This is a genomic window from Salinibacterium sp. ZJ70 (assembly GCF_011751865.2).
Lineage (GTDB): Bacteria > Actinomycetota > Actinomycetes > Actinomycetales > Microbacteriaceae > Homoserinibacter.
Window position 1 is genome coordinate 1157840 of the sequence record NZ_CP061770.1, and the last position, 16346, is coordinate 1174185.

The 16346-nt window shown below is 69.4% G+C and carries 17 protein-coding genes; 14 read left to right on the forward strand and 3 right to left on the reverse strand.

The features are described from left to right. Window positions 1-2: 2 nt before the first annotated feature. Genes dnaJ through HCR12_RS05390 form a run of 3 tightly spaced genes read left to right on the forward strand, consistent with a single transcriptional unit; the run spans window position 3 to window position 2548 of the window. Window positions 3-1097 carry a molecular chaperone DnaJ gene (dnaJ, locus tag HCR12_RS05380; protein ID WP_166869235.1) on the forward strand — a complete coding sequence of 365 codons (1095 nt, stop codon included), beginning with the start codon at window positions 3-5 and terminating at the stop codon, window positions 1095-1097. Between the two features lie 3 nt (window positions 1098-1100). After that, the gene (locus HCR12_RS05385) at window positions 1101-1832 is read left to right on the forward strand and encodes a 16S rRNA (uracil(1498)-N(3))-methyltransferase (protein WP_166869233.1); all 732 of its coding nucleotides are present in this window, start codon (window positions 1101-1103) and stop codon (window positions 1830-1832) included. Continuing rightward, on the forward strand, window positions 1832-2548 hold the full coding sequence (locus HCR12_RS05390) for an aminoglycoside 3'-phosphotransferase (protein ID WP_166869231.1): 717 nt from the start codon (window positions 1832-1834) through the stop codon (window positions 2546-2548). Before HCR12_RS05385 ends, HCR12_RS05390 begins: the two co-directional genes overlap by 1 nt. Here HCR12_RS05390 and HCR12_RS05395 read toward each other — a convergent pair. Next, a complete protein-coding gene (locus tag HCR12_RS05395; protein WP_166869229.1) occupies window positions 2521-3573 on the reverse strand; it encodes a VanZ family protein in 1053 nt (350 codons plus the stop codon). The two genes, HCR12_RS05390 and HCR12_RS05395, sit on opposite strands and share 28 nt — an antisense overlap. Before the next feature lie 51 nt (window positions 3574-3624). On the opposite strand from HCR12_RS05395, the gene HCR12_RS05400 reads away from it, so the two are divergent. The 9 genes from HCR12_RS05400 (at window position 3625) to HCR12_RS05440 (ending at window position 11946) form a co-directional block, all read left to right on the forward strand. Beyond that, the gene (locus HCR12_RS05400) at window positions 3625-3972 is read left to right on the forward strand and encodes a histidine triad nucleotide-binding protein (protein WP_166869227.1); all 348 of its coding nucleotides are present in this window, start codon (window positions 3625-3627) and stop codon (window positions 3970-3972) included. Between the two features lie 70 nt (window positions 3973-4042). Further along, complete coding sequence (locus tag HCR12_RS05405; RefSeq protein ID WP_166869538.1) at window positions 4043-5041, forward strand: PhoH family protein; 999 nt, start codon at window positions 4043-4045, stop codon at window positions 5039-5041. Between the two features lie 2 nt (window positions 5042-5043). After that, entirely contained in the window at window positions 5044-5505 is a 462-nt protein-coding gene (ybeY, locus tag HCR12_RS05410) for an rRNA maturation RNase YbeY (protein WP_166869224.1), read from the forward strand. Between the two features lie 6 nt (window positions 5506-5511). Then, entirely contained in the window at window positions 5512-6810 is a 1299-nt protein-coding gene (locus HCR12_RS05415) for a hemolysin family protein (protein ID WP_166869222.1), read from the forward strand. Beyond that, complete coding sequence (gene era, locus HCR12_RS05420; RefSeq protein WP_166869220.1) at window positions 6810-7703, forward strand: GTPase Era; 894 nt, start codon at window positions 6810-6812, stop codon at window positions 7701-7703. Before HCR12_RS05415 ends, era begins: the two co-directional genes overlap by 1 nt. 63 nt (window positions 7704-7766) lie before the next feature. Beyond that, window positions 7767-8999: a sensor histidine kinase gene (locus HCR12_RS05425; protein WP_166869218.1), complete on the forward strand. Its 1233-nt coding sequence runs from the start codon at window positions 7767-7769 to the stop codon at window positions 8997-8999. Next, window positions 8996-9661 (forward strand): response regulator, encoded by a 666-nt coding sequence (locus HCR12_RS05430; RefSeq protein ID WP_166869216.1) that lies wholly within the window; start codon window positions 8996-8998, stop codon window positions 9659-9661. Before HCR12_RS05425 ends, HCR12_RS05430 begins: the two co-directional genes overlap by 4 nt. 81 nt (window positions 9662-9742) lie before the next feature. After that, window positions 9743-10534 (forward strand): ABC transporter ATP-binding protein, encoded by a 792-nt coding sequence (locus tag HCR12_RS05435; protein ID WP_166869214.1) that lies wholly within the window; start codon window positions 9743-9745, stop codon window positions 10532-10534. After that, entirely contained in the window at window positions 10534-11946 is a 1413-nt protein-coding gene (locus tag HCR12_RS05440) for an ABC transporter permease (RefSeq protein ID WP_166869212.1), read from the forward strand. The genes HCR12_RS05435 and HCR12_RS05440 overlap by 1 nt, the downstream gene beginning before the upstream one ends. Window positions 11947-11952: 6 nt before the next feature. On the opposite strand, the gene HCR12_RS05445 is transcribed toward HCR12_RS05440, so the two are convergent. Next, complete coding sequence (locus HCR12_RS05445) at window positions 11953-12579, reverse strand: hypothetical protein (RefSeq protein ID WP_166869210.1); 627 nt, start codon at window positions 12577-12579, stop codon at window positions 11953-11955. Between the two features lie 206 nt (window positions 12580-12785). Between HCR12_RS05445 and leuA the strand changes: the two genes are divergently transcribed. Continuing rightward, window positions 12786-14546, forward strand: a complete 1761-nt coding sequence (leuA, locus tag HCR12_RS05450; protein WP_166869208.1) for a 2-isopropylmalate synthase — start codon at window positions 12786-12788, stop codon at window positions 14544-14546. Window positions 14547-14706: 160 nt separating this feature from the next. Here leuA and HCR12_RS05455 read toward each other — a convergent pair whose 3' ends face one another. Further along, the gene (locus tag HCR12_RS05455) at window positions 14707-15447 is read right to left on the reverse strand and encodes a trimeric intracellular cation channel family protein (protein ID WP_166869206.1); all 741 of its coding nucleotides are present in this window, start codon (window positions 15445-15447) and stop codon (window positions 14707-14709) included. Between the two features lie 151 nt (window positions 15448-15598). Here HCR12_RS05455 and recO point away from each other — a divergent pair, with 151 nt between their 5' ends. Further along, window positions 15599-16330 (forward strand): DNA repair protein RecO, encoded by a 732-nt coding sequence (gene recO, locus HCR12_RS05460; RefSeq protein WP_166869204.1) that lies wholly within the window; start codon window positions 15599-15601, stop codon window positions 16328-16330. Window positions 16331-16346 lie beyond the last annotated feature (16 nt).

Genomic DNA, 16346 nt, shown 5'->3' on the forward strand with positions numbered 1-16346 from the left:
CGTTGGCAGATCACTACGAAGTCCTGGGCGTCGACCGCAGCGCGACCGCCGAGGAGATCAAGAAGGCGTACCGTCGCCTCGCACGTGAGCTGCACCCGGACGTCAACCCGTCTGAGGATGCCGCCGAGCGATTCAAGCTCGTCACGCACGCGTACGACGTGCTGAGCGACTCCGAGCAGCGTCAGCGCTACGACATGGGAGACCAGGGCGGGTTCGGGGGCGCGGGCTTCGGGTTCGGCGACATCTTCGACAGCTTCTTCGGCGGGGCCTCGCGCACCGCGGGGCCGCGGTCGCGCACCGAGCGCGGGCAGGATGCGCTGCTGCGCATCGAGATCGACCTCGACGAGGTGATCTTCGGCACCAAGCACGAGATCGAGATCGACACGGCCGTGCTGTGCGAGGCGTGCCAGGGCTCGTGCTGCGCACCCGGCACCTCGGTCGTCACGTGCGACATCTGCCACGGTGCGGGGCAGATCCAGCGCACGGTGCGCTCGCTCCTCGGCAACGTCATGACCTCGAGCCCCTGCGGAACCTGCCGCGGCTACGGAACCGTCATCCCGAACCCGTGCCCCTCGTGCGCCGGCCAGGGCCGCGTGCGCGCCAAGCGCAAGGTCGCGGTCGACATCCCCGCGGGCGTCGACACGGGCATGCGTCTGCACCTGCCCGGCGAGGGTGAAGCGGGCCCCGCAGGCGGCCCCAACGGCGACCTGTACCTCGAGGTCAAGGTGCGCCACCACGACATCTTCAGTCGCTCGGGGGATGACCTTCTCGCGACGCTCGACGTGCAGATGACGGACGCCATCCTCGGCTCCTCGGTGACCCTCAAGGCGCTCGATGGCGACGTGGAGATCGAGATCAAGCCGGGAACTCAGTCGGCCGACATCGTGACGATCAAGGATCGCGGCGTGGGTCGTCTGCGCGGCGGCGGTCGCGGCGACCTGCGGGTGGGCATCAACGTGCAGACGCCCGTGCGTCTCAACTCGAGCGAGCTCGAGCTCATCAAGCAGTTCGCTTCGAAGCGCCCGCCGGCCAAGCCCCAGTTCTCGAAGTTCCAGCAGGGGCTGTTCGCGAAGCTGCGCGACCGCTTCATGAGCTGAGCCATGGCTCACCTCTACCTGCATCCGGGGTTCGATGAGGCGCACACCCGCACGGGCGCGCGCGTTCAGGTGACGGGCGATGAGGCACGTCACGCGCTGCAGGTGTCCCGTGTGCGCGTGGGGGAGCAGCTCGCCTTCAGCGACGGACGCGGCACCATCCTGCACGGCAGAGTCGTCGAGGCCGCGGGTGGCGTGCTCGCGATCGAGGTCGAGCGCGCGGAGCATGTCGAGGAGACCCGTCCGGCGCTCTGGCTCGCGCAGGCGCTCGCCAAGGGCGACCGCGACGAGCTCGCCATCCAGGCGGCGACGGAGCTCGGCATCGCGGGCGTCATCCCGTGGGCCGCCGAGCGCTCGGTGAGCCGCTGGGAGGGCGCGAAGGTCGCCAAGGGCGAGGAGCGCTGGCGTTCGATCGTGCGGGAGGCGAGCAAGCAGGCGATCCGCGGCCGCGTTCCCGAGGTGGCGCCGCTCAGCACCACGAAGCAGCTCGCCGCGATCGACGGTCTCGTGATCGTTCTCGACCCGACGGGCGAGACGCCACTCACAGCGATCGACACGGTGGGAGCGGACCGGGTGACGCTCGTCGTCGGGCCGGAAGGCGGCATCTCTCCGCGAGAGCTGGACGTGTTCGCCGAATCCGGTGCCGTGATCGCGCGTCTCGGTTCCGAGGTGCTGCGCACGTCGACGGCGGGGCCCGCCGCGCTCGCCGTGCTGAACGCCCGACTCGGGCGCTGGTGATGGCGCCCGCTTCCGCTCCCGACGGTCACGTCGAGCTGCCGGAGGCGGTGCGGACTCGCTCCCCGCGCGCACAGGCGGTCTGGCGCAATGAGCTCGGCGGAGTCACCTTCCGCGATGCGGATCGGTACCTCAAGTGGAACCCGCAGAGCACCGGCATCTCGCTCGCCGACGAGGTCGCGCGGATGCGGTGGGCCGCGTCGTTCCATCCCGTTCCCGAGGTCGTGGAGTTCGCTCCTGCCGCTCAGGGCGAGCTGCTCGTCACGCGCGCGCTGCCGGGCGAGGGCGCGGTGACACCGCGGTGGCTCGCGGAGCCCCGCATCGCTGTCCGCGCGATCGGCGAAGGACTGCGTGCGCTGCATGAGGGAATCCCACGCGACGACTGCCCCTTCGACTGGTCGGTGGAGGCACGGCTCGCGCGGCTCTCGGATGCGGAGCGCGCGGCCCTCGGCGATGTGCCCCCCGTCGACGTCCTCGTCGTGTGCCACGGTGACGCCTGCGCGCCGAACACCGTCATCGCCGACGACGGCGGCTGGGCAGGGCACGTCGACCTCGGTGCGCTCGGGCTCGCCGACCGCTGGGCGGATCTCGCGGTGGCGAGCATGAGCCTCGACTGGAACTACGGCCCGGGCTGGCAGGACGAGCTCTTCGCCGCGTACGGTGTGCGCCCCGACGCGGAGCGGATCCGCTTCTACCGAGGGCTCTGGGACGCCAACTGAGGTTCGTCCGCGCTGGAGGGCGCTCCGCCCAGCCGGATGTCCATGCCCGCAATGCTCGACGCGAGCCCTCGATGCTGCGGCGTCCGCCACGCGACGACGAGCGACGCGACGATGAACCCGAACGCCGTGAGCGATCCCCAGCCTTCGGGCAGCGCTGAGACGAGCTGGAAGCCGCCGATTCCCGCGAGGTAGCGCACGGTGCGGCGTACGACGACCGCCCGCGGCGCGTCGACGCCGGCGATGTTGACGGCGGACTCGCCCGGAGATGTTCCCGTCGCGACGACGAGGGCGCCGATCATCACGAAGGCGGTGATTCCTCCGACCCACGCAGAGAGGGTGTAGTCGATCGCCGTGCGCTCGACCTCCCACAGGTACACCTGCACGGCGTTCGCGGCGGTCGTGACGACCGATGCGGTCGTCCAGGCGACGATCGCATCGCACGCCATGCCGACGAGGCGTCGCGACAGCGCGATCCGATCCGCCGCACTCGGGCGGCGGGGGGCGCGACGCAGGAAGGGGATGGCGACGAGCGAGCCGAGGAGTGCGCCCGCGGTGTTCGTGAGCAGGTCGCCTGTGTCGAAGAACCGGTACGCGCACGGCAGCGCACCCCACACCCCGGTGAGCTGCGTGAACTCCACCCCGAGCGAGAGCACGAGTCCGCTCGCCGTCGCCACCAGCCAGCCGCGACGCCAGAGCGCCCGCACGAGGAACCCCCACGGCACGAAGAGCGCCACGTTGAGCACGAGCTGCTCGACAGCGGCGCGGCCGTCGGTGAGCACGTCCCGGAATCCCTGCAGCGGATCCAGCACGACACCCGCGCACCGGTACCCGTCGTCGGGCAGCGGCAGCAGGGTGTACGCCCACATGCCGAGCACCCACAGCAGCAGCGCGAGCCACGCGACGGTGCGACCCGGAGTCAGCCCGCCACGACGGCGATAGCTGACGGCGATGAACGGGATGAGCAGCGCGAATGCCGCGACGAATCCGACACCGAGGGCGAGGAGTCCGGGAGTGAAGCGATCCACTCCCTCATCCAAGCAGAGCCAGCGACGGGCCTGCGCCCGTAGAATGGACGGATGACGGACACGCCTACGATCTTCGAGCGCATCATCGCGCGCGAGATCCCCGCCAGCATCGTCTTCGAAGACGACACGGTCATCGCGTTCCACGACATCTCGCCGCAGGCGCCGGTGCATCTGCTCGTCGTGCCGAAGACGGCCGACTACCCGGATGTCACGGCGCTCGCCGCAGGTGACCCGGCGCTCCTCGCGCACCTCGTCGAGGTGGCGTCGCAGCTCGCCGACGAGTTCTCCGATGGCGACTTCCGACTGGTCTTCAACACGGGTGCCGGCGCCGGACAGACGGTATTCCACGTGCACGCCCACGTGCTCGCGGGAGGACTCGCGGAAGGCACTCTTGGCTGACGATATCCCCGGATTCCCCGCCGACGGCACGCCCCTGACGCGCGTCGAGGTCGAGGTCGACGGCGTCGCCATGGTTCGACTCCTCGGTCCGCAGGACCGCCTGCTGACGACCCTCGAGCGCCAGTACCCCGAGGTGACCGTGCATGTGCGCGGCAACGTCGTGAGCCTCGAAGGCCCGGAGGCCCCCGTGCAGGCTGCGCGGCGCCTCATCGACGAGCTCACCGAGCTGGTGCGCAAGGGCGTCGATCTCGGCCCCGCTGAGGTCGCGACCTCGCGGCGCATCCTGGACAGCGGCGGGGCACCGGGTGACGTGCTCGGCCAGGCGATCCTCACCTCACGCGGCAAGGCGATCCGTCCGAAGACCCTCGGGCAGAAGGAGTACGTCGACGCGATCGACGAGTTCACGATCACCTTCGGCATCGGCCCCGCAGGAACCGGCAAGACCTATCTCGCGATGGCGAAGGCCGTGCAGGCGCTGCAGCGCAAAGAGGTCGACCGCATCATCCTCAGCCGCCCTGCGATCGAAGCGGGCGAGCGCCTCGGGTTCCTGCCCGGCACCCTCACCGACAAGATCGACCCGTACCTGCGGCCGCTCTACGACGCGCTGGGCGAGATGATGGATCCGGAGCTCGTGCCGAAGCTGCTCGCGTCGGGAACCGTCGAGGTCGCGCCGCTCGCCTACATGCGCGGTCGCACGCTCAACAACTCGTTCGTCGTGCTCGACGAGGCGCAGAACACGACGCCCGAGCAGATGAAGATGTTCCTCACGCGTCTCGGGTTCGGCACGAAGATGGTCGTCACGGGCGACATCACGCAGATCGACCTCCCCGCAGGTGCGTCGGGGCTGCAGCTCGTGACGCGCGTGCTCGACGGGGTCGACGACATCCACTTCGCGCGGCTCACGAGCGATGATGTCGTGCGCCACTCGCTCGTCGGCCGCATCGTCGACGCCTACACGAAGTACGACGCCGAGAAGCAGGCGCGCGCACACGAACGGCGCGAAGCCGCCGAGTTCGCGAATCGCGCCGAACGCCGCAGAGGCATGAACAAGGGCATGGGGAAGAGATAGCGATGTCGATCGAGATCAACAACGAATCGGGCGTGGAGGTCGATGAGGCGGCCCTCGTGCGGCTCTCGGCGTTCGCGCTCGACTACATGCGCGTGCATCCGGATGCCGACCTCGCGATCGTCCTCGTCGACGAGGCCGCGATGGAGCAGCTGCACGTGCAGTGGATGGATGAGCCGGGCCCCACCGACGTGCTGAGCTTCCCGATGGACGAGCTGCGCCCCGGCACGGATGACGAGGTGACGCCCGCAGGTCTCCTCGGCGACATCGTGCTGTGCCCGCAGGTCGCGATCGAGCAGGCGAAGACCGCTGGGCACTCCACCCAGGACGAGCTGCAGCTGCTCACCGCACACGGCATCCTCCACCTGCTCGGGTTCGACCATGCCGAGCCCGACGAGGAGAAGGAGATGTTCGGGCTGCAGCGCGACATCCTCGTGGGCTACGCCCACACCCAGCGCGGCGGGTGATCCGCGATGCTCGGATGGTTCATCGCCGTCGCCGTCGCGGCCGTCGCGTTCGGGGGTCTGCTGGCTGCCGTCGACTCGGCGCTCTCGGTGCTCTCGCGCTCCGATCTCATCGATCTCGCCGCGCACCGTCGCGCGAAGAAGTCGCTGCTGGCGATCGCGGGTGAGGTGGGTGCACACGTCACCGCCGTCAACTTCATGCGCGTCGTCTCGGAGTCGTTCGCCGCGGTGCTCGTGACGCTCGCGTTCGCCGAGGTGTTCGACCAGTGGTGGTGGGTGCTGCTCGCGAGCGCCGTCGTCATGACCTGCACCTCGTTCGTGCTCGTCGGCTCGAGCCCGCGCAGCGTCGGCCGCGCCCACGCGAAGGGCATCGTGTCGTTCGCAGCGCTCATCGTGCGCGCCATCCGGGTGCTGCTCGGGCCTGTCGCCGCGGGGCTCGTGGCGCTCGGCAACCGCGTCACGCCCGGCCGCCCGAAGACGGCTGTCTCGTTCTCGAGCGAGGAGCAGCTGCTCTCGATGGTCGACGAGGCCACGGAGCTCGACATGCTCGAAGAGGACGACCGCGAGCTCATCCACTCGATCTTCGAGTGGGGCGACACGGTCGTGCGCGAGGTCATGGTGCCGCGCACCGACATGGTGACCCTCGACGCCGACAGCTCGATCGGCGCAGCCCTCGGACTGTTCTTCCGCACCGGAGTCTCGCGCATCCCCGTCATCGGCCGCGACGCCGATGAGGTGCTCGGTGTGCTCTACCTGCGCGATATCGCGCGCCTCAGCTACGAGCAGCCGCTCGACGCCGCCTCGACGACCGTCAAGGATCTCACGCGCCCCGCGTCGTTCATCCCCGAATCGAAGAAAGCCGACGACACGCTGCGCCAGATGCAGCGCGACTCGATGCACCTCGCGATGGTCGTCGACGAGTACGGGGGCATCGCAGGCCTCGTGACGCTCGAGGATCTCATCGAGGAGCTCGTGGGCGACATCTCGGACGAGTACGACCGCGACATCGACGAGGTCAAGGAGCTCGGTGAGGGGCTGTTCCGCGTGAGCTCGCGCCTCTCGGTCGACGAGCTCGGCGATCTGTTCGGCCTGCAGATCGAAGACGACGAGGTCGACACCGTGGGCGGTCTGCTCGCGAAGGGGCTCGGTCGTCTGCCGGTCGTGGGGTCGAGCACGCGCATCTACGGTCTGGTGCTCACCGCCGATCGCACCGAAGGCCGCCGCAAACAGGTCACGACCGTGCTCGTCGAGCGAGACGCCTCGCTCGCGGGTATGCAGGAGGCGCTCGCCTCCGGGGAAGAGGAATGATGTCCAAGCAGTTCCGGGCGGGCTTCGCCACCTTCGTGGGGCGTCCGAACGTCGGAAAGTCGACGCTCACGAACGCCCTCGTGGGCGAGAAGGTCGCGATCACGTCGGCGAAGCCTCAGACCACGCGCACCGCGATCCGCGGCATCGTGCACCGCGAGGACGGCCAGCTCATCATCGTGGACACGCCCGGCATCCACCGGCCCCGCACGCTGCTCGGCGAACGGCTCAATGATGTCGTGGCGGGCATCCTGGGCGACGTCGACGTCATCGGATTCTGCATCCCGGCGGACGAGAAGATCGGCCCCGGCGACCGCTTCATCAACGAACAGCTCGACAAGTTCCCGCGGGCGAAGAAGATCGCGATCGTCACCAAGGTCGACAAGGCGTCGCGCCCGGCCGTCGCCGAGCAGCTGCTCGCGATCAGCGAGCTGCGCGAATGGGACGACATCATCCCGGTGTCGTCGCTCCAGGGCATCCAGCTCGACACGCTCGTGTCGCAGCTCATCGCGCTCATGCCCGAGTCGCCGCCGCTGTACCCGGATGACGCTGTCACCGATGAGACCCTGGAGCACCGGATCTCGGAGCTCATCCGCGAGGCTGCCCTCGAGGGCGTCTCCGACGAGCTGCCGCACTCGATCGCCGTCACCCTCGACGACATGGTCGACCGCGAGGACTCCGACATCGTCGACGTGTACGCCAACATCTGGGTCGAGCGCGACAGCCAGAAGGGCATCATCATCGGCAAGGGCGGATCGCGTCTCAAGGAGGTCGGAGCGACCGCGCGTGCGGGCATCGAGCCGCTCGTCGGCAAGCGCATCTACCTCAGCCTGCGCGTCAAGGTCGCACCCAACTGGCAGCGCGACCCCAAGTACCTGCGCCGTCTCGGCTTCTAGATGGAGGGCGGATACATCCGCCGACGGATGCGCTCGGCCCCCGCGGGCCGTAGCGTGACCAGCATGTGGAGGAGACTGACGCCCGCGCAGCTCGGCGTCGACATCCTCATCGCGGTGGGGTTCTTCCTGCTTCTGCTGCTTTCCACGTGGCAGGTGGGCAGGTGGGCGCTGCTCGTCCTCGCGGGCTTCACGGTCGCGCTCGCTCTGCGCCGGGTCGCGCCGGGAGTCGCACTCGCGGTGGGCTGGCTGGTTGCGATCGTGCAGATGCTGCTCGGTGTGCTGCCGAACCCGGCGAACGTCGTCGTCTTCGTGCTCGTCTACACCGCCGCGGCCTACGGATCGTCGCTCACCCGCTGGGCGGCATTCGCGTCGTCGTTCGTCGCGCCCATCACCATCACCCTCTACGTGCTCGCCGATGAGGGCTTCGGCCAGCTCGACATGTGCCTCACCTTCCAGTACCAGTACTGCGCGAGCTATGTTCCAGATCTCGCCGGTCGGGCGGTGGGCTGGTTCGTCGCGTTCGCGTTCGCGTTCCTGCTCGCCTGGACGATCGGCCAGCTCGTGCGCACGCGCAATCGCGCGCGGGCGAACAAGGCGGCGATGATCGTCGCCGAGCAGGAGGTGGTGGCCGAGCAGGAGCGCACCCGCATCGCGCGCGACATGCACGACGTCGTCGCCCACTCGCTCGCCGTGATCGTGGCGCAGGCCGACGGAGGCCGCTACGCGTCGCGCGTCGACCCCGTCGCCGCGGAGGAGTCGCTTGCGACGATCGCCGCCACCGCACGCGAGGCGCTGGGCGATGTGCGTGTGCTTCTCGCCCAGCTGCGTTACAGCCAGGAGGATGGCCCGCAGCCGACCCTCGGCGACCTCGACCGGCTGTTTGCGGGAATGCGTGCGGCCGGGCTCCAGGTCGAGCGTGAGGAGACGGGCACCCGGCCTGTGCTCGGCGCCGCGCAGCAGATCGCGATCTACCGCATCGTGCAGGAGTCGCTCACGAACGCCCTGCGCCACGCCGACACCGCACGCGAGGTGCTCGTGCGCATGGCGTGGGCCGAGCACGGCCTCGACCTCACCATCCAGAGCCACCTGCCTGACGTGCGCACGCGCACCGGCATGATCCCCGTCGCGGGAGCCTCGACCGGTCACGGTCTCGCCGGCATGACCGAGCGCGCCAACCTCGCGGGCGGCTGGCTGCGTGCCGCTGCCGTCGACGGGCGCTTCGTCGTGACCGCGTGGCTCCCGTCCATGCATGCCGTGTCGCCCACCGCCCTCACCGTGAAGGAACCAGCTGAATGACCGACCCCATCCGCGTCGCGCTCGTCGACGATCAGGCGCTCTTCCGCACCGGCATCCGGATGCTCATCAGCTCGCAGCACGATCTGGAGTTCGCGGGCGAGGCGGGCGATGGCGCCGAGGGGGTGGAGCTCGTGACGCGCGAGCAGCCGGATGTGGTGCTCATGGACATCCGGATGCCGGTCATGGACGGCATCGAGTCGACGGAGCGCATCCTCGCGAAGGTCGCTCCGGGGGCGCAGGGTCCGCGCGTCATCGTGCTCACGACCTTCGACCTCGACGAGGCGGCGACGCGCGCCATCCGTGCCGGTGCGAGCGGCTTCCTGCTGAAGGATGCGGACCCCGAGTTCCTGCTCGCCGCGATCCGCACCGTGCACGCGGGCACCGCCGTCATCGCGCCGAGCGCCACGCGCGAGCTCTTCGAGCACTTCGACTCCCGGGGTGGCGTCACGACCGCGCCCCCCGCGTTCGACACCCTCACGAGTCGCGAGCGCGACATCTTCCTGCTCGCCGGGCGAGGTCTCAGCAACAGCGAGATCGCCTCGAGCGAGTTCGTGAGCGAGGCGACCGTGAAGACCCACATCTCGCGCATCCTCTCCAAGCTCGGTCTCCGCGATCGCGTGCAGCTCGTGGTCTACGCGTTCGAGCACCGGCTGATCGACTGATCCGAGGTCATCCTTCAGGCGGATGAGGATGCGCCCCACGCCCGACGCGCTCGCGCAGCACTCGTCCGTAGCGTCGAGAGCATGGACCTCACCACGAGCATCACCCCCATCGACTCCGCAGATGCGACCCCTGCCTCGCTCGTCGCGCGCGTCGAGAGTCTCACCAAGAGCTACGGCGCGCACGGCGCCCGCGTCGACGCGCTCACAGGCGTGACGCTCGGCATCCGCCGCGGCGAGTTCACCGCCATCATGGGACCGTCAGGCTCCGGCAAGTCGACGCTCATGCACATCATGGCCGGCCTCGACGCGCCGACCAGCGGACGGGTGTGGCTCGGCGACACCGAGATCGGCGGGATGCGCGACGATGAGCTCACGCTGCTGCGCCGCCGCCGCATCGGCTTCGTCTTCCAGGCGTTCAATCTCGTGCCGACGCTCGATGTGGAAGGCAACCTGCTGCTGCCCTTCGAACTCGACGGCCGCACGCCGACGGTGAGCGAGCGCGAGTGGATCGACGAGCTGGAGTCCGTGCTCGGCCTCGACGCGCGGCTCGCGCATCGACCGCACGAGCTCTCCGGCGGGCAGCAGCAGCGCGTCGCGATCGCGCGTGCCCTCGTGACCCGCCCCGAGCTCGTCTTCGCGGATGAGCCGACCGGCAACCTCGACTCCCGCACGAGCCGCGAGGTGCTCGGGGTGCTCACCTCGGCCACCCGCAGCTACGGTCAGTCGATCGCCATGGTGACCCACGACCCGGTCGCCGCGAGCTACGCCGACCGCGTCGTGTTCCTCGCCGATGGGCGCGTCGTCGCCGATCGCACGGGCATGGACGCCTCGCAGATCGCCCAGTTCATGCTCGACCTCGACCTGGAGGCGTGATGTCCGCCGACTCCACCACCACGGGGCTGCGCGAGCACGCCTCCTCGATCCTCGTCGCGGGACTCTCGGCCGCGTTCGGCGTCTCGCTCCTGCAGGTGACGGGTGTGCTCGCCGACGCGATCCGCGCCGACGACGTGACGGGCTCGAGCGCCACGGTGCGCGTCATGCTCATCGTCCTCGCGTTCGTGTTCCTCACGATCTCGGTGTACGTCGGGGCGGTCGTCACCTCCAACACCTTCGCGACGATCGTCGCCGGTCGCACCCGCACGATCGCGCTGATGCGCCTCATCGGGTCGAGCGCGCGCGCTCAGCGTCGCGCCGTCGCCCGCGAGGGTCTCGTCGTCGGCCTCATCGGAGCGACCGCTGGCGCCGTCGTCGGCACGGCGCTCGCGTTGGGCCTCGAGCGTCTGGCCGTCGTCACCGGTCAGATGCCCGACATGGCGCACAACTGGTTCGACCCGGTGCTCGCGTTCCCGATCGTCGGCGTCATCGCCACGACGTGGCTCGCGTCATGGGTGGGGGCCCGCAAGGTGCTCACCGTCACGCCGCTTCAGGCACTCGGCAGCGCGCAGCCGATGACGCTCGACGAGTCGTCAGCGCGCAAGGGCCGCAATGCGGTCGCGGCGACGCTCTCGATCGTCGGGTTCCTGTTCCTGGTGCTCGCGGTGCTCGTGGGGCTCATGAACCCGTTGGCCGTGCTCATCGGGCTCGTCGGCGGCATCCTCTCCTTCTCGGGCGTCGTCGCGGGCGCGCACCTCGTGATGCCCCGCGCGCTGCGGATCATCGGCCGTCTGCTCGGCCGCTCGCCCGCCGCCCGCCTCGCCTCCGAGAACTCGCTGCGGTATCCGGAGCGCTCCACGCGCACCACGATCGGCGTCGTCATCGGCGTGACCCTCATCACCACCTTCGGCGTCGCCACGGCGAGCTTCCGGCAGCTCATCTCCCTCGCCCAGGCCGAGCAGCCCGAGGTGTACGAGGGCATCGATGAGATGCTGAACGTCGTCACTGCCGTGTTCTCGACCCTCATCGGCGTGAGCGCGCTCATCGCCGCGGTGGGGCTCGTGAACTCGCTCTCGCTGAGCGTGCTGCAGCGCACGCGCGAGCTCGGCCTGCTGCGGGCACTCGGGTTCTCGAGCGGTCAGCTGCGCCGGATGGTGTTCAGCGAGGCCGTGCAGCTCACGTCGGCCGCGGTGGTCGTGGGCCTGATGCTCGGCGTGTTCTACGGATGGGTGGGTGCGCAGTCGCTCCTCGGTGCGATCACCGGCTCTCCCGGCATCGTGGCGCCTGGCGTGCCGTGGCTGCTCATCGGCGTCGTCGTCGTGGGGGCGGCGGTGCTCACGATCGGCGCGTCGATCGCGCCGGCGCGCCGCGCCATCCGGGTGTCGCCCATCACGGCGCTCGCTGTCGACTGAGCCCCATCACTCCGTGACGTCGACCGGCTGCAGAGCCCCGACGGTGGCGACCCTGTCGGCACCGTAGGACTCGTCGAACCAGCTCTGCAGTCGGCCGTCGTCGTAGATGACGCTCGCGAAGAGGTAGCCGTTCTCCGTCCACGACCCGAGAACGGGGAACGGCGTCTGGGCCTGCAGGTCCTCTTGGATGCGCAGCAGCTCTGCCTCGGAGGTGTCGCCGCGGTTCGCAGGATCGAGCAGCGGCGAGGTGTAGGGCATCGGGTCGTAGAGCGCGAGCATGATGGCGCCGGTCACGGCGAGGGCCTCGCCATCCCACTCGCCCCACACCGCATAGTCTCCCCAGGTCACACCGGAGGCCGTCTCCCAGCCTTCGATCGCCTCCCACTCCCAGCCGACGAGCGGGACGCCTCCCGCGCATTGCGGGGGATACGAATCCATGACGCCCCCGAGGCACAGCTCGGCGGGGGAGCCGTCGACCTGGATCACGCCGCCTTGCCCGACGACGACGCCATCCGCCGCGAATCCCACGAGGTCGACGGGGCCGGGGGAGCCGGATCCGGGGGCTGCGCCGCTCGTGCAACCGGAGACCGCGAGCACGACGGCAACGGCGGCGACGACGAGCGCGCATCTCATACCTCGCAGTATTCGCGCACCACGCTGCGCTCGGCAACCCAACGTTCGCTCGCATCGTGCGTCGTCGCCAAGGGGAACGGTGGTAGCCTGATTTCGTGCGTTACGGCCTTCTCCTTCTTAGCCGCCGCGACGGGTCCTAGTTCTCAGGCCTTCCCCGTCGCGGAGTTCGCTGTCGGCCGTAATCGACGAGGAAGAAGAACCGCACCATGAAGAACACCCAGACCGCCTCTGCCATGCCGGTCCACCGCTACCGCCCGTACCACGAGCAGTTCAGCGTCGACCTGCCCGACCGCACCTGGCCCGACAAGGTCATCACCGAGGCGCCCATGTGGTGCGCCGTCGACCTGCGTGACGGCAACCAGGCGCTCATCGACCCGATGAGTCCCGAGCGCAAGCGCATCATGTTCGAGCTCCTCGTGAAGATGGGCTTCAAGCAGATCGAGGTGGGTTTTCCCTCGGCGAGCCAGACCGACTTCGATTTCGTGCGCCAGCTGATCGAGGAGAACCTCATCCCCGACGACGTCACCATCCAGGTGCTCGTGCAGGCGCGTGAGGAGCTCATCGCTCGCACGTTCGAGTCCATCAAGGGTGCCAAGCAGGCGATCGTGCACTTCTACAACTCCACGAGCACGCTACAGCGCGAGGTCGTGTTCCGCACGGATGTCGAAGGCGTCAAGAGGATCGCCCTGCAGGGTGCCGCGTGGTGCAAGCAGTACGAGGCGACCGTGCCCGGAACCGACATCTACTACGAGTACTCGCCCGAGAGCTACACGGGCACCGAGCTCGAGGTGGCGCTTGAGGTCTGCAACGCCGTCATCGACTTCATGGAGCCGACGCCCGAGAAGAAGATCATCATCAACCTCCCGGCGACCGTCGAGATGGCGACCCCCAACGTCTACGCCGACTCGATCGAGTGGATGAGCCGCAACCTCTCGCGTCGCGACAGCGTGCTGCTGAGCCTGCACCCGCACAACGACCGCGGCACCGGCATCGCCGCGGCCGAGCTCGGCTACCAGGCGGGTGCCGACCGCATCGAAGGCTGCCTCTTCGGCAACGGCGAGCGCACCGGCAACGTCGACCTCGTCGCGCTCGGCATCAACATGTTCACGCAGGGCATCGACCCGCAGCTCGACTTCTCCGACCTCGACTCGATCCGCGTCACCGCCGAGTACTGCAACCAGCTGAAGGTGCACGAGCGCAGCCCGTGGGCCGGCGACCTCGTCTACACGGCCTTCTCGGGCTCCCACCAGGACGCCATCAAGAAGGGCTTCGAGGCCATGGAAGCCGAGTCGAAGCGCACGGGTGTGCCCGTCTCCGACATGGTGTGGGCTGTTCCCTACCTGCCCGTCGACCCGAAGGATCTGGGTCGCGGCTACGAGGCTGTCGTGCGCGTCAACTCGCAGTCCGGCAAGGGCGGCGTCGCCTACCTGCTGAAGACCGACCACGCGCTCGACCTGCCGCGCAAGCTGCAGATCGAGTTCAGCCAGGTCGTGCAGGCCAAGACCGACTCCGAGGGCGGCGAGGTCACGAGCGAGCAGATCTGGGCCGCGTTCCAGGACGAGTACCTCCCCGCCGAGGACGTCGAGGAGAAGTGGGGCCGCTACGAGCTCTTCTCGACGCGCACCGCGAGCGAGCTCGACGGCGTCGTGAGCCTCGACATCCGGTGGCGCGTCGGCGAGCAGGTCGTCGAGGCGCACGGTGAGGGCAACGGCCCGATCGCGGCGCTCCTCGGCATCCTGGCGACCGAAGGGCACGAGGTGAAGCTCTACGACTACGTCGAGCACGCTCTCAGCGCCTCGGGTGACGCGCAGGCGGCCGCCTACGTCGACCTCCAGGTGGGCGACGTTCGCCTGTGGGGTGTCGGCATCGATGCGGACATCTCGACCGCATCCCTCAAGGCCATCGTCTCGGCTGTGAACCGCGCGGTTCGCGAGCGTGCGGGCGACCGCGAGCTCGCCGCCGTCTGATCTGATCCTCCGGGAGGACACGCCGCGCCGGCCACGATGTCCGGCCGCATGCTGCGTGTCGTCCTCCCGAAGGTACCCACGTCCGCGGGAGAGCGCATTCGCCGCGAGGACCTCACGAAGGTCTGCGAGTGCGTCCTCCCGCGGAAACCCCTGGCCGCTGTCAGGCGGTGTCGGGCTTCTTGCGCGGCCGCAGCACGAACCGGCGACGCGGCTGGGTGCCGGGAGCCTGCACGGCGCGCTTCGGGCGGGCGATGCGGATCGAACCTGTCGGCAGGTGGCGCTGCTCGGGAAGGCTCCAGTTGAAGGCGACCGCGAGGACGCGCACACCGAACGTGACGGTGACGCAGACGATACCGGCGATGAGGCCGTCGACGCCGAGGGATGTGAGCCCGACGAGGCTCGACGCTCCCACGATCGCCGCGACCGCGTACAGCGATCCCACCTGCATGATCGCGATGGGCAGATTCAGCAGCACATCCCGCATCGCCGACCCGCCCACGGCGGCGATGGCCCCCACGAAGATCGCGGGGATCACCGGCAGCCCGACGCCGAGCGCCTTCGTGGTGCCCACCGCCCCGAACATGCCGATCGAGGCCGCGTCGAGCAGGTTGATGGTGACGCTGAGCTTGTGCACGAGACGCTGAAGCAGCATGCCGAGCAGCGCCGCGCCCACCGCGACCGGAAGGTAGACGTTGGTGCTCAGTGCGCTGGGCTGCTGGTTCAGCAGGACATCGCGGATGAGACCGCCGCCGAGCCCCGTGGCGATGCCGATGATCGCGACGCCGAGAAGATCGAGTCGACGATCGCGGAACTGCGCGGCGAAGGCCGCACCCTGCACGCCGCCGAGTCCGACAGCGAGAAGGTCCATCCACAGGGGGAGGGAGAACGTGTCATCGCTCATGACCCATTCGTAGCACGCTTGCGGCGTGACGGCTGAGGGCTTTCGGTCGGCTCCCGCACCGATGCATGATCCGCCCCCTGCCAGCGCAGCCACGCCACGCGCCCCATCGTGGCATCCCGGCCGCTGTCAGGGCAGAGAGAGATAATCGAGCGTGCCCACCTACCGTGATGAAGCCGTCGTGCTGCGCACCCACAAGCTGGGTGAAGCAGACCGCATCGTCACGATGCTCAGCCGTCGCCACGGCAAGATCCGCGCCGTGGCGAAGGGAGTTCGCCGCACCGGCTCACGATTCGGGGCGCGTCTCGAGCCGTTCATGCTGATCGACGTGCAGTGCTACGAGGGGCGCAGCCTCGACATCGTGCAGCAGGCGGAGACGCTCGGTGCCTATGGGGGCGACATCGCCTCCGACTACGCCCGCTACACGGCCGCGACGGCGATGGTCGAGACGGCGGATCGTCTCACCGACCACGAGGCGGGTCTGCAGCACTTCCTGCTGCTCATCGGCGCGCTGAGGTCGCTCGCGCGCGGGGAGCACTCGCCGGGTCTCACCCTCGACTCCTACCTTCTGCGGGCACTCTCGATCGCCGGATGGGCGCCCAGCTTCGTCGACTGCGCCGTCACGGGTGCACCGGGGCCGCACACCGCGTTCGTGCCGCAGCTCGGCGGTGTCGTGTCGGATGCCGCCGCACCTCCCGGAAGCCCGCGTCTCGATCCGGTGACCCTCGAGCTGCTCGCCGCGCTCCTGGCGGGCGACTGGGAGACGGTCGAGGCTGCCGACGAGCGCACCCGCGCGCAGGCGAGCGGCGTGACGGCCGCCTACACGCAGTTCCACCTCGAGCGGGGGCTCCGCTCGCTCGAGCACGTCGATCGCACGACCGCGTAGGTCGCGAGCGCCGCGC

Coding starts and splice junctions, on each gene's coding strand:
- HCR12_RS05385 (WP_166869233.1), top strand. CDS start 1,101: ATGGCTCACCTCTACCTGCATCCGGGGTTCGATGAGGCGCACACCCGC.
- HCR12_RS05390 (WP_166869231.1), top strand. CDS start 1,832: ATGGCGCCCGCTTCCGCTCCCGACGGTCACGTCGAGCTGCCGGAGGCG.
- HCR12_RS05400 (WP_166869227.1), top strand. CDS start 3,625: ATGACGGACACGCCTACGATCTTCGAGCGCATCATCGCGCGCGAGATC.
- HCR12_RS05405 (WP_166869538.1), top strand. CDS start 4,043: ATGGTTCGACTCCTCGGTCCGCAGGACCGCCTGCTGACGACCCTCGAG.
- ybeY (WP_166869224.1), top strand. CDS start 5,044: ATGTCGATCGAGATCAACAACGAATCGGGCGTGGAGGTCGATGAGGCG.
- HCR12_RS05415 (WP_166869222.1), top strand. CDS start 5,512: ATGCTCGGATGGTTCATCGCCGTCGCCGTCGCGGCCGTCGCGTTCGGG.
- era (WP_166869220.1), top strand. CDS start 6,810: ATGTCCAAGCAGTTCCGGGCGGGCTTCGCCACCTTCGTGGGGCGTCCG.
- HCR12_RS05425 (WP_166869218.1), top strand. CDS start 7,767: ATGTGGAGGAGACTGACGCCCGCGCAGCTCGGCGTCGACATCCTCATC.
- HCR12_RS05430 (WP_166869216.1), top strand. CDS start 8,996: ATGACCGACCCCATCCGCGTCGCGCTCGTCGACGATCAGGCGCTCTTC.
- HCR12_RS05435 (WP_166869214.1), top strand. CDS start 9,743: ATGGACCTCACCACGAGCATCACCCCCATCGACTCCGCAGATGCGACC.
- HCR12_RS05440 (WP_166869212.1), top strand. CDS start 10,534: ATGTCCGCCGACTCCACCACCACGGGGCTGCGCGAGCACGCCTCCTCG.
- HCR12_RS05445 (WP_166869210.1), bottom strand. CDS start 12,579: ATGAGATGCGCGCTCGTCGTCGCCGCCGTTGCCGTCGTGCTCGCGGTC.
- leuA (WP_166869208.1), top strand. CDS start 12,786: ATGAAGAACACCCAGACCGCCTCTGCCATGCCGGTCCACCGCTACCGC.
- HCR12_RS05455 (WP_166869206.1), bottom strand. CDS start 15,447: ATGAGCGATGACACGTTCTCCCTCCCCCTGTGGATGGACCTTCTCGCT.